Source organism: Allobosea sp. FBZP-16 (assembly GCF_002831785.1).
Taxonomy (GTDB): Bacteria; Pseudomonadota; Alphaproteobacteria; order Rhizobiales; family Beijerinckiaceae; genus Allobosea; species Allobosea lupini.
Map to the genome: position 1 here is coordinate 146,514 of NZ_LNCQ01000055.1, position 14,319 is coordinate 160,832.

Annotated in this window: 15 protein-coding genes; 10 read left to right on the forward strand and 5 right to left on the reverse strand. The window is 67.7% G+C overall.

Annotated elements, in window-relative coordinates; genetic code table 11:
• The first annotated feature begins 60 nt into the window (after nt 1–60).
• Nucleotides 61–1,434 (forward strand): MBOAT family O-acyltransferase, encoded by a 1,374-nt coding sequence (locus CXY91_RS27455; protein WP_100965092.1) that lies wholly within the window; start codon nt 61–63, stop codon nt 1,432–1,434.
• A 334-nt stretch (nt 1,435–1,768) separates the two neighbouring features.
• A complete protein-coding gene (gene dksA, locus CXY91_RS27460) occupies nt 1,769–2,191 on the forward strand; it encodes an RNA polymerase-binding protein DksA (RefSeq protein ID WP_091840932.1) in 423 nt (140 codons plus the stop codon).
• A 96-nt stretch (nt 2,192–2,287) separates the two neighbouring features.
• Here the strand turns inward: dksA and CXY91_RS27465 are convergent, their stop codons facing one another.
• The 5 genes from CXY91_RS27465 to CXY91_RS27485 form a co-directional block, all read right to left on the reverse strand.
• A complete protein-coding gene (locus CXY91_RS27465) occupies nt 2,288–3,049 on the reverse strand; it encodes an HpcH/HpaI aldolase family protein (RefSeq protein ID WP_100965094.1) in 762 nt (253 codons plus the stop codon).
• 14 nt (nt 3,050–3,063) lie between these two features.
• The gene (hpaH, locus tag CXY91_RS27470; protein WP_100965096.1) at nt 3,064–3,846 is read right to left on the reverse strand and encodes a 2-oxo-hept-4-ene-1,7-dioate hydratase; all 783 of its coding nucleotides are present in this window, start codon (nt 3,844–3,846) and stop codon (nt 3,064–3,066) included.
• 91 nt (nt 3,847–3,937) lie between these two features.
• The gene (locus CXY91_RS27475; protein ID WP_100965098.1) at nt 3,938–5,443 is read right to left on the reverse strand and encodes a 2-hydroxymuconic semialdehyde dehydrogenase; all 1,506 of its coding nucleotides are present in this window, start codon (nt 5,441–5,443) and stop codon (nt 3,938–3,940) included.
• A 27-nt stretch (nt 5,444–5,470) separates the two neighbouring features.
• Entirely contained in the window at nt 5,471–6,211 is a 741-nt protein-coding gene (locus tag CXY91_RS27480) for an SDR family NAD(P)-dependent oxidoreductase (RefSeq protein ID WP_158673612.1), read from the reverse strand.
• Entirely contained in the window at nt 6,208–6,924 is a 717-nt protein-coding gene (locus CXY91_RS27485) for a GntR family transcriptional regulator (protein ID WP_100965102.1), read from the reverse strand. The genes CXY91_RS27480 and CXY91_RS27485 overlap by 4 nt, the downstream gene beginning before the upstream one ends.
• A 255-nt stretch (nt 6,925–7,179) precedes the next feature.
• Between CXY91_RS27485 and CXY91_RS27490 the strand changes: the two genes are divergently transcribed.
• The 8 genes from CXY91_RS27490 to CXY91_RS27525 are packed head-to-tail and all read left to right on the forward strand — an operon-like array spanning nt 7,180 to nt 14,237.
• Complete coding sequence (locus CXY91_RS27490) at nt 7,180–8,382, forward strand: ABC transporter substrate-binding protein (protein ID WP_100965104.1); 1,203 nt, start codon at nt 7,180–7,182, stop codon at nt 8,380–8,382.
• Nucleotides 8,383–8,403: 21 nt separating this feature from the next.
• Nucleotides 8,404–9,273 (forward strand): branched-chain amino acid ABC transporter permease, encoded by an 870-nt coding sequence (locus CXY91_RS27495; RefSeq protein ID WP_100965106.1) that lies wholly within the window; start codon nt 8,404–8,406, stop codon nt 9,271–9,273.
• Nucleotides 9,270–10,289 (forward strand): branched-chain amino acid ABC transporter permease, encoded by a 1,020-nt coding sequence (locus CXY91_RS27500; RefSeq protein ID WP_100965108.1) that lies wholly within the window; start codon nt 9,270–9,272, stop codon nt 10,287–10,289. The genes CXY91_RS27495 and CXY91_RS27500 overlap by 4 nt, the downstream gene beginning before the upstream one ends.
• Nucleotides 10,286–11,056 (forward strand): ABC transporter ATP-binding protein, encoded by a 771-nt coding sequence (locus CXY91_RS27505; protein ID WP_100965110.1) that lies wholly within the window; start codon nt 10,286–10,288, stop codon nt 11,054–11,056. Before CXY91_RS27500 ends, CXY91_RS27505 begins: the two co-directional genes overlap by 4 nt.
• Nucleotides 11,056–11,802, forward strand: coding sequence for an ABC transporter ATP-binding protein (locus CXY91_RS27510; protein WP_100965112.1), 747 nt, complete (start codon nt 11,056–11,058; stop codon nt 11,800–11,802). Before CXY91_RS27505 ends, CXY91_RS27510 begins: the two co-directional genes overlap by 1 nt.
• Nucleotides 11,799–12,656 carry a VOC family protein gene (locus tag CXY91_RS27515; protein WP_100965114.1) on the forward strand — a complete coding sequence of 286 codons (858 nt, stop codon included), beginning with the start codon at nt 11,799–11,801 and terminating at the stop codon, nt 12,654–12,656. The genes CXY91_RS27510 and CXY91_RS27515 overlap by 4 nt, the downstream gene beginning before the upstream one ends.
• Before the next feature lie 40 nt (nt 12,657–12,696).
• Nucleotides 12,697–13,554, forward strand: coding sequence for a VOC family protein (locus CXY91_RS27520; RefSeq protein WP_091840903.1), 858 nt, complete (start codon nt 12,697–12,699; stop codon nt 13,552–13,554).
• Nucleotides 13,551–14,237 (forward strand): class II aldolase/adducin family protein, encoded by a 687-nt coding sequence (locus tag CXY91_RS27525; RefSeq protein WP_248307661.1) that lies wholly within the window; start codon nt 13,551–13,553, stop codon nt 14,235–14,237. The genes CXY91_RS27520 and CXY91_RS27525 overlap by 4 nt, the downstream gene beginning before the upstream one ends.
• The last annotated feature ends 82 nt before the right edge of the window (nt 14,238–14,319 follow it).

The window sequence follows — 14,319 nt, forward strand, 5'->3', positions numbered from 1 at the left end:
TGACCATGACAGGGCGGCGATAATCGTCTAAGGCGGCGCTCTCCCGCCCTCGCCCGCTCGATGCTGTTCAACTCCTTCGCCTTCCTGCTCGGCTTCCTGCCGCTCGCACTCGCCCTGCACTGGCTGGTCGAGCGCTTCGCGCCGGCCTGGCGGCTGCCGCTGCTGGCGGTGCTCTCTTTCGCCTTCTATGGCTGGTGGGACTGGCGCTTCGTGCCGCTGCTCGGCTTCTCGATCCTGCTCAACTGGCTGATCGCCGAAGCCTTCCAAAAGACCAGGGCCGGCGGCCTGATCACGCTCGCCATCGCGATCAATCTTGCGATCCTGGCGCTGTTCAAATACTTCAACTTCTTCGCCGATCTCGCTGCGATGATTCCGGGATTGCCCACGACGAGGCTCGACCTCGCGCTGCCGCTCGGCATCTCCTTCTTCACCTTCCACCACGTGATGTACCTGACCGATCTGCGCCGCGGCGAAGCCCCGCGCTACGATCTCGTGCGCTACGCGCTCTACATCGCCTTCTTCCCCCAGGTGCTGGCCGGGCCGCTGGTGCGCTGGCGCGAGATCATGCACCAGTTCGACGAGCGGCCTTACCTCAGGTCCGATGCGGCCGAGCGCATCGCCCGCGGCATCATGCTGCTGACGATCGGCCTGGCGAAGAAGGTGCTGATCGGCGACCCGCTCTCCGACTATGCCAATCCGGTCTTCGCGGCGGCGGCAGCCGGCGAAGTGGTCAGCATGGCGCAGGCTTGGCAGGGGACGCTGGCCTTCACCTTCCAGATCTATTTCGACTTCTCCGGCTACACCGACATGGCGCTGGGCCTTGCCCTGCTCTTCGGCATCGTGCTGCCGCAGAACTTCGATGTGCCCTATCGCGCGACCAGCCTGCAGGATTTCTGGCGACGCTGGCACATGACGCTGTCGCGCTTCCTGCGCGACTATCTCTACATCCCGCTCGGCGGCTCGCGGCACGGCCTGCCGCTCCAGCTCTGGGCGCTGTTCGCCACCATGGCGCTCGGAGGCCTCTGGCACGGCGCCGGCCTCAACTTCGTCGCCTGGGGCATGGCGCATGGCGTCGTGCTCGCCATCGGCGTGCTCTGGCGGCGCGCCGGGCTGCCGATGCCCAAGCTGCTCGGCTGGGCGCTGACCTTCCTCTTCGTCGCCCTCTGCTGGGTGCTGTTCCGCGCCACCTCCTTCGATGCGGCGCTGGCGATCTACAAGGGGCTCCTCGGCCTCTCGCCCATCGGCTCCGGCTTCAAATGGCGCGCCTTCCTGCCGGCGATCGCGGTCGCGATGATCGGCCCGACCGCCTGGGCAGCGGTGCACAAGGCGACGCCGGCGCGCTGGCTCGCCGTCCTCACCGCCATCCTCTTCGTGCTGGTCCTGTTCAAGATCGGCGACGACGCCAATTACGAGTTCATCTACTTCCAGTTCTGACGCGTCCCGGCGGCGGCACCAGGATGCTGCGAAGCGCGTCGCGAGCCGGCCATGCACCCTGCCAGGCGACCCGCACGCTCCCGCCCGGAGAATCGAGAGCCGGGCAACGATTCCGGCCAGACCCGGCCATCCCGACAGGCTCCGGCACGGCCTGGCACCGGCATCGCCACTGCGATACCGGATTGCGCTGATTTTCCAGCGCTTTGCCAGCTTGTTCACGGCTGCGCGAAAGCGATTGTTCCCGGTGTGACCAATCGCTATAAGGGCGCCAAATCGGCGGCCTCGACACGGCAAAGCCGGCGAGGCCATCGAACGCTCATGCAGAAGGCCTGCCATGTCGAAGCAGATTAGTCTTGCCCCTGACTACAAGCCCTCCGACAGCGAGCCGTTCATGAACGAGCGGCAGCGGGAGTATTTCCGCAGCAAACTGCTCGCCTGGAAGGACGAGATTCTCAAGGAGGCCAAGGAGACCCTGGTCACCTTGCAGAGCGAGAGCGAGAACCATCCGGACATCGCCGATCGCGCCTCCTCCGAGACGGATCGCGCCATCGAGCTGCGCGCCCGCGATCGCCAGCGCAAACTGATCTCGAAGATCGACGCCGCGCTCTCCCGCATCGAGGACGGCTCCTACGGCTATTGCGAGGAGACCGGCGAGCCGATCTCGCTGAAGCGCCTGGAAGCCCGCCCGATCGCGACGCTTTCGCTGGAGGCGCAGGAGCGCCACGAGCGTAATGAGCGGGTGTTCCGGGACGATTGAGGAAAGCGCGCATCGCGCTCATGCAAAGAGGCCCCGCAGGCAACTGCGGGGCCTCTTTGCATGGAAGGCTGATGTCCGTCAGGATGGGGGTGCTGCCTATCGGAACGTCTTCGCCAGCGCGTCGGCGTGCTTGGTCAGCAGGCCGAGATCCGAGCCGACCGCGACGAAGCGATAGCCCCATTCGATATAGCGCCGTGCATCGGCCTCGGACGGCGTCAGAATGCCGGCCGGCTTGCCGACGGCCGTAAGCCGTTCGACCGCGCCCTTGATGGCGGCCTGGACTTCGGGATGTCCGGGGTTGCCGATATGGCCGAGCGAGGCGGAAAGATCGGCCGGGCCGATGAAGACGCCGTCGACGCCATCGACCGAGGCGATCGCCTCGAGCTGCGCCAAGGCCTCGCCGGTCTCGACCTGGACGAGCACGCAGATCTCGGCATCGGCGCGCTTGAGATAGTCGGGCACGCGGCCATAACGGCTGCCGCGCCCGCTCACGGTGATGCCGCGGATGCCGGCCGGCGGATAGCGGCAGGCGGCGACCGCCTTGGCGGCTTCCTCAGCAGTCTGGACGAAGGGCACCAGCACGGCCTGCGTGCCGATGTCGAGCAGGCGCTTCAGCAGCACCGGATCGTTCCAGGCCGGGCGCACAATCGGCGTCGCAGTGCCGGCCTGCAGCGCCTGGAGCTGGGCGAGCACGGCCGGTGGCTCGTTCGGAGAATGCTCGGTGTCGACCAGGATCCAGTCGAAACCGCTATGGCCGATGATCTCGGCGACGATCGGGCTGCACAGGCTGCTCCACAGCCCGATCTGCAGTTCGCCGCGGGCGAGCGCGGCCTTGAAGGCGTTGCGGGGCAGATCCATTGGCGAGCGATCCTTCAGACGAACTGCACGGAGACGCTGCCGAGCGGCCCGAAATCGGCATGCAGCGTGTCGCCCTTGTTTGCCCAGACCGGCCGAGTGAAGGAACCCGACAGCATCAGGTCGCCCGGCTGCAGGGTGATGTCGAAAGGCGCGAGCTTATTGGCGAGCCAGGCGATCGCCATGGCGGGATGGCCGAGCACGCCGGCGGCGAGGCCGGTCTCCTCGATCTCGGAGTTGCGGTAGAAGATCGCGCCCACCCAGCGCAGGTCGACATCTTCAGGCCGGACCGGCCGCCCGCCCAGCACGATGCCGGCGGCGGCGCCATTGTCGGCGACCGTGTCGAAGATCTTGCGCGGCTCGGTGACGCGCGCATCGATGATCTCGATCGAGGGCACGACATACTCGGTCGCCCGCAGCACGTCGATCAACCCGATGCCCGGGCCCTTCAGCGGCTCCTTCAGGATGAAGGTCAGCTCCGGCTCGACGCGCGGCACGCAAAAGTTCTCGAACTTCACCTTGGCACCGTCGTTCAGGAGAAGGTCGTCGAAGAGATAGCCGTAATCGGGCTCGTCGATCTTCGAAGAGGCCTGCATCGCCTTCGAGGTCAGGCCGATCTTGTGGCCGATGATGCGGGCGCCGGCCTTGACCCGCTCCTGCGCCACCGCCGAGGAGATCGCATAGGAATCGGCGATCTCGATCTCCGGGAACATCTGCGAGGGCCGCTCGCCCTGCTTCTTGGTGCGATTGCTCTCGAGCAGGGAGCGCACCACCTGCGCGCGCTGGGCTTCGGTCAGCATGGACGTTTCCTGTGACTTGTTGCGCTGATCGCGCTTGTGGAGACGGCGATCGCTTGCGAGCGCCGGGTGCGATGGAGAAAGCGAAGAGCCCTCAGAGCTTGACGCAGACGTTGCGCAGCTCGGTGTAGAACTCCATCGAGTGCACGCCGCCCTCGCGGCCGATGCCTGATTGCTTCGAGCCGCCGAACGGCGTGCGCAGATCACGCAGGAACCAGGAGTTCACCCAGGTGATGCCGACCTCGACCTGCGCCGCGACGCGATGTGCCCGCGTCAGGTTCTGCGTCCAGATCGAGGTGGCCAGGCCGTAGGGGCTGTCGTTCGCCAGCGCGATCACGGCATCCTCCTCGTCGAAGGGCACGATGTTGCAGCAGGGCCCGAAGATCTCCTCGCGCATCACCGCCGAATCCTCCGCAAGGCCCGTCCAGATCGTCGGCTCGACGAAGGAGCCGGCGGAATACGGCGCCGCCAGCTCGGGGATGCCGCCGCCGGTGACGATCTCGGCACCCTCCGCCCTCGCCTTGGCGTAGTAGGACAGCACCTTGTCGCGATGGACCTGGCTGATCAGCGGGCCGAGCGTGGTCGAGGCCTCGAAGGGGTTGCCGGGCTTCAGCTTCTGCGCTGCCAGCTTCAGCCGCTGCGTGAACTCAGCGAAGATCGGCCGCTCCACATAGACGCGCTCGGTACCCAAGCAGACCTGGCCGCAATTGGCGAAGACGGCGCGACCGACGCCCTCGATCGCCTTGTCCATGTCGCAATCGGCGAAGACCAGCGAGGCGTTCTTGCCGCCGAGCTCGAGCGAGACGGGACGGACGCCCCTCGACGCGGCGCGCATGATCGCCTCGCCCGTCCGGGTCTCGCCGGTGAAGGTGATGCCATCCACCAGCGGATGGCTGGTCAGGTACTCGCCGGCGCTGTCCTCGCCGAAGCCGTGCACGACATTGTAGACGCCGGGGGGCACGCCGGCCTCGTTCATGATCTCGCCGAGCAGGGTCGCCGTGGTCGGCGTCTCCTCGGAGGGCTTGACCACGACGGTGTTGCCGCAGGCGAGCGCCGGCGCGACCTTCCAGGTCATCAGCAACAGCGGCAGGTTCCACGGGCAGACCACGGCGATGACGCCGCGCGGCCCGCGGATCGCATAGTTCAGCGCCCCTGCCCCGTCAGGCGTCGCCATGCGGAAGGTCTCGGTCGAGAGTGTCAGCACCTGGTCGGCGAAGACGTTGAAGTTCGCGGCGCCGCGCGGAATGTCGATATGCGAGGCGAGGCTCTTGGGCTTGCCGGTGTCGAGCACCTCGGCGGCGAGGAAGTCGTCGAAGCGGGCCATGATCCCGTCGGCGACCTTGCGCAGGGTGGTGGAGCGCTGCTGCTCGCTCATCTTGCCCCACGGGCCCTTGAGGGCGCGCCTGGCCGCCTTGACCGCGTCGTCCACCGCGGCCGAGTCGGCCTCCGGCACGAGGTTGATCAGCTCACCAGTCGCCGGGTGGCGGTTCTCGAAGCTGCTGCGGCCGGCCGGCACGAAGCGCCCGTCGATGAAATGCGACAGGCGGGCGGTCTCGGCGCTGGCGGCAGCGCCCTGGTAGCGCGGAACGGCGCTGTTCATCGTCTCACTCCCGGTCTGGTCATGTCGTCATGGGCGCATCATCGCGCCGCCGTTCACGTCGAGGATGGCGCCGGAGACGAAGCTCGCCGCCGGTGAGCAGAGGAAAGCGATCGGCCAGGCGATCTCCTCCGGCCGGGCGGCCCGGCCGAGCGGATGCTTCGCCAGCGCCGCCGAGAGATCGTGGACGCCGACCATGGCCGTGTCGGTGATCCCCGGCGCGACGCCGTTGACCAGCACGCCCTGCCCTCCGAAGCGGGCGGCGAGCCAGCGCACCAGCGTGTGCAGGCCACCCTTCGACGCCGCGTAATGCGGGCCGACGCCGGGGAAGGAGCCGCCGGTCGCCGCGACGATCGAGCCGACGAGGACAACTCGCCCGCCCCCACGCACCGCCATGGCGGGCACGAGCTCGCGCGCCAGGCGCATCGGCGCCATCAGGTTGAGCGAGAGCGTCGTCTCGGCGACCTCGTCCCAGCCATCGTCATCCCAGTCGAGCGGGCGGTAGATGCCGGCGCCGAGGACGGCGGCATCGATCGCCCCGGCCTGCTCCGACAGGCGCCGGGGCGCGTCATTGTCCAGCAGGTCGATGACGATCTCGCGGGCGGCGCCCGCCTTCTCGCCGAGCCCCGCGATCGTCGCCTCGCAGGAGATGCGGTCGGTGAGGACGAGCCTGGCACCAAGAACCGCCAGAACCTGCGCTGTCACCGCGCCGATGCCGCCGGCCGCGCCGGTGACCAGAATCGTCTGGCCGCTCAGATCAAAACCGCTCACGCCTTGCCTCCGGAAACCTGGTCGTCGTCCCGCGCCAGCGCGGCCATCGCCTTGCGCACCTCTTCGGCCGTGCGGGAGAGATGCAGTTCGGTCATCCGGCAGGCCCGCAGCGCGTTGCGCTGCATCGTCGCGTCGTAGATGGCGCGGTGCTCGTCATGGACGTTGCGCCAACCGCGCGAGACGTTGAGCGAGACGCGGCGATAGCGCTCGGACTGCTGGTAGAGCAGGTCGCGCAGCTTGATCAGCATCGGCGAGCCGGCGGCCGAGACCAGAGCGGCGTGGAAGGCGCGGTTGCGCGCTTCCCAGGTTTCAAGCTGTTCCGGCGGCAGCGCCTCGCTGGTATGCGGCAGATGCTCCTCGACCGCCGCCAGCGCCTCGAACGCCGCCGCGACGTCGCGCTCCCACGCCGCATCGCCATTTCGGATCGCGGCGTTGAGCGCCTCGGTCTCGATCAGGGCACGGACGCGGGAGACGTCGTCGAGTTCGTCGAGCGAGAGCGGCGCCACCCAGAAGCCGCGCTGCCCTTCCGAGACGACGAGCAGGTCGCCCATCAGGCGGGCGAGCGCCTCGCGCAGCGGCGACATGCCGACCTCATAGTCCTGCGCCAGACCTTCGAGCTTCAGCTTGCTACCGGCCGCGAGCCGGCCGTTGACGATATCGCCGCGCAATTGGCGGTAGGTCCTGTCGGCGAGGGTCTTGTCGGATGTGGACATTCCGAAGCACGCAGCTCCTGTTGTCGATAGCCCTCTCTAGCATCAAATTTCGAAATTACAATCCTGATAGCAATGACCATGGCCGACCAAAATCTCTTTAGTTCCTATAATTAGAGGGATTCTCCATAAGAGATCGCACGGAGGCGGATTCAGTCCGTCGAAAAAATATCGAAATAATATTGACAGGCCAAAGCCGTTCTGATCGGATGCCGGCCAATCGAGTGGCACCAAGATCGCCCCGTTGGAGGACGTCCCATGACCAAGCGCTTTCCGCTGTCCCGCCGCAGCCTCCTCGCGACTGCGGGCGCCACCGCCCTCTCAGGCGCGATCGGCGCGCCCGCTTTGGCGCAGGGCGCCAGCAAGCCGCTGAAGATCGGCATGGTGACCTCGCTGTCGGGGCCGTTCACGGCGCTCGGCGAGAGCATGCGCGCCGGCATGCAGATGTTCCTGGCCGAGAATGGCGGCAAGCTCGCCGGCCGCGCCGTCGAATTGATCGTCGAGGACGATCAGGCCAAGCCCGACGAGGGCGTGCGCAAGTTCCGCAAGCTCCTCGGGCAGGACAATGTCGACATCGTCTCCGGGGTGATCTCCTCGGCGGTAGCGCTCGCCGTCCGCGACGTGGTGACGGAGGCCAAGGCACTGACCTTCATCTCGGCCGGCTCGGCCAACGACCTCGCGCGCAAGGCGGCGAGCCCCTTCGTCTTCCGGCCGACCAAGACCAACTGGATGCTCGGCCACACCGCCGGCCAGTGGGCTTTCGAGAAGCTCGGCAAGTCCGGCTGCCTGACCATCGCCGCCGACTACGCCGCCGGCCGCGAATCCGTCGGCGATTTCGTCGCGAGCTACCAGCAGCAGGGCGGCAAGGTCGGCAAGCAGCTCTGGGCGCCGCTGGGCACCACCGATTTCGGGCCGCTGCTGACGACGATCGCGGCCGAGAAGCCGGAGTTCATCTTCTCCTTCTTCGCCGGCTCGGACGCGGTGCGCTTCCTGCGCCAGATGCGCGAGTACCGCCTGCACGGCAAGGTCAAGCTGATCGGCAGCGGCGCGTTGTTCGATCAGGAAGACGTGGTTTCGGCCGTCAAGGAAGCGGCGCTCGGCGGGCTCAACACCTGCAACCAATCGCCGACGGCGCCGAGCTCGGCCGCCTTCACCAAGGCCTATCAGGCCGCCCGCAACGCGATGCCCGGCGAGATGGGCACGGCCGGCTATGTCACCGGCCAGGTGATCAAGGCCGCAATCGAGCGCGTCCAGGGCGATCTCTCCAACAAGGAGAAGGTCAAGGAGGCGCTGCTCGCCAAGGAGGTCGAGACGGTGTTCGGGCCGATGCCGTTCGATCCGCGCAACAACCAGGCGATCCTCGACATCTACGTCAATGAGATCAAGGACAGCACCGGCGGCCCGGTCAACCAGGTGATTCACACCTACAAGGCCGTGCGCGATCCGGGCCCGGTGGCCTGAGGTCTACGAAGGAGCTTTCCCGTGGGCTTCTACGCCGTCCAGAGCCTGAACGCGCTGTCGTTCTCGATGTTGCTGCTGCTGACCGGGCTCGGCCTGTCGGTGGTGCTCAACCTGATGAATTTCGTCAACCTGACCCACGGCTCCTTCTTCCTGCTCGGCGCCTATGTCGGCGTCTACTGGCTGGCTTCGGGCGCGCCCTGGTGGCTCGCCTTTCCGGTCGCCTTTGTAGCCGCCGGCCTTGCCGGCTTCCTGCTGGAACGCTTCCCGTTCCGGCAGTTCTACGCACGAACCCATCTGATGCAGGTGCTCTTGACCTACGGCCTGTCGGTGATCTTCGCCGACCTGATGCGCTGGGGTTTCGGCGCGCAGATCCTCTCGGCGGAAATCCCGGAAGCGCTGCGCGGCGTCGTCTTCATCATGGACATGCCGTTCCCGATCTACCGGCTCTTCATCATCGGCTTCGGCGCGGCGCTCGCCTTCGCGCTCTGGTTCGTGATCGACCGCACGATCTGGGGCGCGGTGGTCAGGGCCTGCGTCACCGATCGCGGCTTCGTCGAGACGCTCGGCCTCGACACGCGCCGGATTTTCACGGCGGTGCTGGTGATCTCGGCCGGCCTCGGTGGCATCTCCGGCGCGCTCGGCGCCGGCATCCTCTCCGCCTATCCCGGCCTCGACGAGGAGGTGCTGATCCTGGCGCTGATCGTCGTCGTTGCCGGCGGGCTCGGCACCTTCCGCGGCACCGTGCTGAGCGCGCTGCTGCTCGGCTTCGCCATGACCTTCTCCAAGGTCTGGGTGCCGGAATTCTCCAACGTCGTCGCCCTCGCCGTCATGGCCGCGCTGCTGGTCGCGCTGCCCGAAGGCCTGGTCGCCAGGAAGATGAGGCAGGTATGAGCTCGATCACCGACGGGACCGGCCGCGTGGAAGCGCGCCCCGCCAGTGAGCGGCGCAGCCTGCCGATGGCCGCGAGGCTGGCATTGCTTGCGCTCGCCGCTGCGGCTCCCCTGCTCTTCGCCGGCGACTACCAGCTGCGTTTCCTCGCCGAGATCCTGATCATCGGCACCGCCGTGCTCAGCCTAGATTTGCTGGTCGGCTTCGGCGGGCTGGTCTCGCTCGGCCATGCCGTCTTCTTCGGCGGCGCGGCCTATGCCGCCGCGATCGCCGCGCAGACGCTCGGCGCCGATGTCGTGGTGATGCTCGCGGTCGGCATCGCCACCGGCATGGCGGCGGCGCTGTTGATGGGCGTCGTGGTGATGCGCACCATCGCCCTGTTCTTCCTGATCCTCAGCCTGATCGTCGGCCAGATCGTCTGGGAGGTTGTGTTCCACTGGCGCGAGGTCACCGGCGGTGCCGACGGCCTGCGCGGCTTCCCGGTGCTGACCCTGCACACCGGCTTCGCCACGATCCGGCTCAACAACGGCGTCGCGCTCTATCTCGCCGCACTGGTGCTGGCGCTCGTCGCGTTCCTTGCCGCCCGCTCCTTCGTCGATGCGCCGATCGGGCGCGCGCTGCTCGGCACCCGCGAGCGCCAGCTCCGGATGAGCGCGCTCGGTTATTCGATCCCGCGCATCCGCCTGATGGCGCTGCTCGCCTCCGGCGCCATCGCTGGCGCAGCCGGCGCGCTCTATCCCTTCGTCAACCAGTATGTCGGCCCCAATGCCGTGCATTGGACGATGTCGGCGATGATGATCATCATGCTGGTGATCGGCGGCGTCGGCTCGCTATATGGCGCCTTCATCGGCTCGGCGATCTATCTGGGCATCCAGACCTATGTCTCGTCCTACACCGATCGCTGGCAGCTCGTCGTCGGCCTCGTCTTCGTGCTGACCGTGATGATCATGCCGAAGGGCGTCGTCGCCGGGCTTAAGGCGGCCTTTGGACGGCGCAATGATGCGGAGGGCCGCTCATGAGCGCGAACGCCGTTCCCGCCCTCGCGATCGAGGGCGTCGCCAAATCCTTCGGCGGGCTGAAGGTGCTGAGCGATGTCTCGGTCACGCTCGGCCAGGGCGAATGCCTCGGCCTGATCGGCCCCAACGGCGCCGGCAAGACGACCCTGTTCAACATCGTCACCGGCTTCCTGATCCCCGATCAGGGCCGCGTCGACTTCGCCGGCGAGGACATCACCCGGGCAAAGCCCGACATGCGTGTCCGCGCCGGGCTGGTCCGGACCTTCCAGAAGAGCATGGCCTTCCCCGAGCTCAGCGTCCGCGAGAACCTTGCCTTGGCAGCACGGTCCCGAAGCGGCGAAGGCTATGGCTGGTTCGGCAGCCGCAAGGCCGTCGCCGCAGCGGATGAAGCCGCCGACGCGTTGCTGACGCGCGCCCAGTTGCGCGATCGAGCCGACTTGCCGGTCGCCGGCCTGTCCTATGGCGAGCAGCGCATCGTCGACGTGCTGGTCTCGCTGGCGATGCGCCCGCGCGTACTCCTGCTCGACGAGCCTACCGCCGGTCTCTCACGCGCCGAGGGCGAACACCTGATCGAGGTCGTCCGCACGCTCGGCCAGGACCTCTCGACCATCCTGATCGCGCATGATCTCGATATCGTCTTTCGCGTCTGCGACCGCGTCGCGGTGCTCGATCTCGGCCGCTTGATCGCCTGCGATACGCCCGACGCGATCAAGGCGCATGAGGGCGCGCAGGCCGCCTATCTCGGCGCCTCGCTCGGGGAGGCAGCATGATGTCCGCGCAGGCACAGCAACAAGCGTCCGCCGCCACCTATCTCGAGATCGCCGGGCTCGATGCCGGCTATGATGGCGTGCGCGTCCTGCACGGCGTCGATTTCTCGCTGGCGCATGGCGAGGCCGTGGCGCTGCTCGGCCGCAACGGTGCCGGCAAGAGCACGCTCTGCTCGGCCCTCTTCGGGCTGGAGCCCCAGGTCACCGGCCGGATCGCGATCAAGGGCCAGGAGGTCGCCGGCTGGCCGGGGCACCGCATCGCCCGGCTCGGCGTCGCGCTGGTGCCGCAGGGGCGCGGCGTCTACGCCAATCTCACCGTCGACGAGAACCTGACCATGGCGGCGCTGTGGTCGCGCAAGCAGCCGAACCGGCGCTGGGTCAAGGAGCGCATCTACGAGGACTTCCCGCGCCTTGCCGAGCGCCGCTCCTTCTCCAGCGGCGCGCTCAGCGGCGGCGAGCGGCAATTGCTGGCGATCGCGCGCGCTTTGCTGACGCAGGCCGATCTGATCGTGCTCGACGAGCCGAGCGAAGGCCTCTCGCCTCGCGCCATCGAAGAGGTCATCATCGGCACGGTCGGGCGCCTGCGCGGCGAGGGCTACACCCTGCTGATCGCCGAGCAGAACCTCGCCATGGCGCTGACGCTCGCCGAACGGGCGCTGGTCCTCGACCATGGCCGCGTCGTCTTCGACGGACCGTCGGCGACCCTGCTGGCCGACAAGGACCTCCAGAAAGAGCATCTCGGGCTATGAGCGACGCGATCACCATCGAGCAATTGCGCTATGTCCGGCTCGGCACCGCCGATCTGAAGGGCGCCGCCGATTTCGCCTCCCGCATCCTCGGTCTCCAGCTCGTCGACCGCACCGAGACATCGGCCTATTTCCGCTCGGACTATCGCGACCACACGCTGGTCTATGTAGACGGGCTCGAGGCTGGCCAGGCGATCGGCTTCGAGCTGCGCGATTCCGACGCGCTGGCCCATGCCGAAAAGCTGCTGCAGGGCGCCGGCTTCGCCACCACGCCTGGCGATGCCGAGGCCTGCGCCATCAGAAAAGTCCGGCAGTTCGTCTCCTTCAGGATGGCGGCAGGCTACGACATCGAGCTTGTGGTCAGGCCGCTGGAGTCCGGCTGGCGCTATCACGGTCCGCGCGATGCCGGCATCACCGGGCTGGAAGCGATCGCCTTGCGCGGCGCGCCGGATGCCTCCGACCAGCAGGTCTGGACCAGACTGCTCGGCGGCAAGGTCAGCGACTGGGTCGGCGACGCCGCCTATATCCGCTTCGACGAGGCGCATCACCGGATCGCCGTGCATCCTTCGCAAGAGAAGGGCATCCTCTCCGTCGAGTTCGGCGTCGAGGACGTCGATCTCGTCATGCAGAACGCCTACCATCTGCGTGGCGCCCAGGCACGCATCATGGATGGCCCCGGCCGGCGCACCGCCTCGCAGCAGCTCTTCCTGAGCGTCGCCGGCCCCGACGGCGTCAACTTCTCCTATGTCGCGGAGGGCGAGCGCCTCGCCTCGCCTCGCCGCGCCCGGCAGTTCCCGCGCACGCGCGACTCCTTCTGCGCCTGGGGCAGCGACACGCAGATTCCCGAATACCAGTGAAGCGTCTTCGCCGGCGCCGCGCCGGCAGGAGGGAGCGACCATGATCAAGCTAGCCGATGTCTCCTATGTCCGGCTCGGGACCCGCGACCTCGAGGGCGCGACCCATTTCGCCACCGAATACCTCGGCCTCGACGTCGCCGAGCGCGCCAAGGGCTCGGTCTATTTCAAGTCGGACGCGCGCGAGCACACGCTCTGCTATTTCGAGGGCGACCCGGGCGACCAGGTCGTCTGTTTCGAGGTGGAAGAACAATCTCATCTCGATGAGGCCGCAGCGCAGCTCGAAAGCCTCGGCCATCCCGTCCGGCGCGGCACCGCCTCGGAGGCGGCGCTGCGCAAGGTCCACGATTTCATCGCCTTCCGCGACCCGACCGGCAATCCGATCGAGCTCGCCTGGCGCCCGGCCTATAGCGGGCGGCGCTATCACGGCGCGCGCGATGCCGGCATCACCGGCTTCAGCCATGTCGGCCTCTGCTCCAGCGATCTCGCCCGCGACGAAGCCTTCTGGACCAAGGTCACCAATGCGCAGGTCTCCGACCGCATCGGCGACGCGCCGCTGCTGCGCATCGACGAGGTCCATCACACCATCGCGCTGTTTCCCTCGGCGAAGCCCGGCATCCAGCACATCAACCACCAGGTCGAGACCGGCGACGACATCATGCGCTCGCACCAGTTCCTGAAGGACCGGCAGGTGCGCATGGTCTTCGGCCCCGGCCGGCACCCGACCTCCTCGGCAAAATTCCTCTATTTCGAAGGGCCGGAGGGCATGGTCTTCGAATATTCCAGCGGCGTGCGCGAGATCGCCGACGAGCTGCTCTGGCGCGAGCGCCAGTTCATGTTCGAGCCGAAGGGCTTCTGCAAATGGGGCGCCAAGCCCAACATCACCGAATTCAACAAGTGAGCCCGACATCGCCGCGGCCGAGCGCCGCTCAGGAGAATCTGGTCCGGCAGGCCGGGCGTGCGCTGGCGCGCCATGGCCTCGTCCATGCCTATGGCCATTGCAGCATGCGCCTCGACCAGGGCCATTTCCTCGTCTCCCCGGCCAAGCCGCTCGGACTGGTCGCGGATGAGGATAGCTGCAGCGTCGTCCCGCTCGAGGGGCCATTGCCCGACGGGGTGCTCGGCGAGGTCCGCATCCATCGCGAGATCTATCGGCGGCGCCCGGAGGTCGGCGGCGTCGTGCGCTCGATGCCTCCCAGGGTGATGACGCTCGGCACCGCCCGGATCACCCCGAAGCCGCGGCACGGCTTCGGCAGCTATTTCGCGCCGCAGCCGCCACTTTGGGACGATCCGCAACTGCTGCGCGATGACGTGCAGGCCGCCGCGCTCGCCGAGCAGATGGCTGCGGCCCGCGCCATCGTCATGCGCGGAAACGGCGCGGTCACCGCCGGCGGAAGCCTGGAAGAGGCGGTGGTGCTGACCTGGTATCTCGAGGACGCGGCGCGCGTCGAGTTCGAGGCGCGAGCGGCAGGGATCGCCGAGGGCGGGGTCATCCTCGGCGAGGCAGAGGTTGCCCAGCGCGCGACCTGGTCCGGCGCCATCCTCGACCGCATGTGGGCGTATCTGACGACGCCGCAGCGCTGAGCACCGGCGAGGCCCATCCAATCTTGGAAAGCAAAGCCCCGCGCGGGAGGGCGCGGGGCTTCTGGCCGCCAGCTTTTGTAGC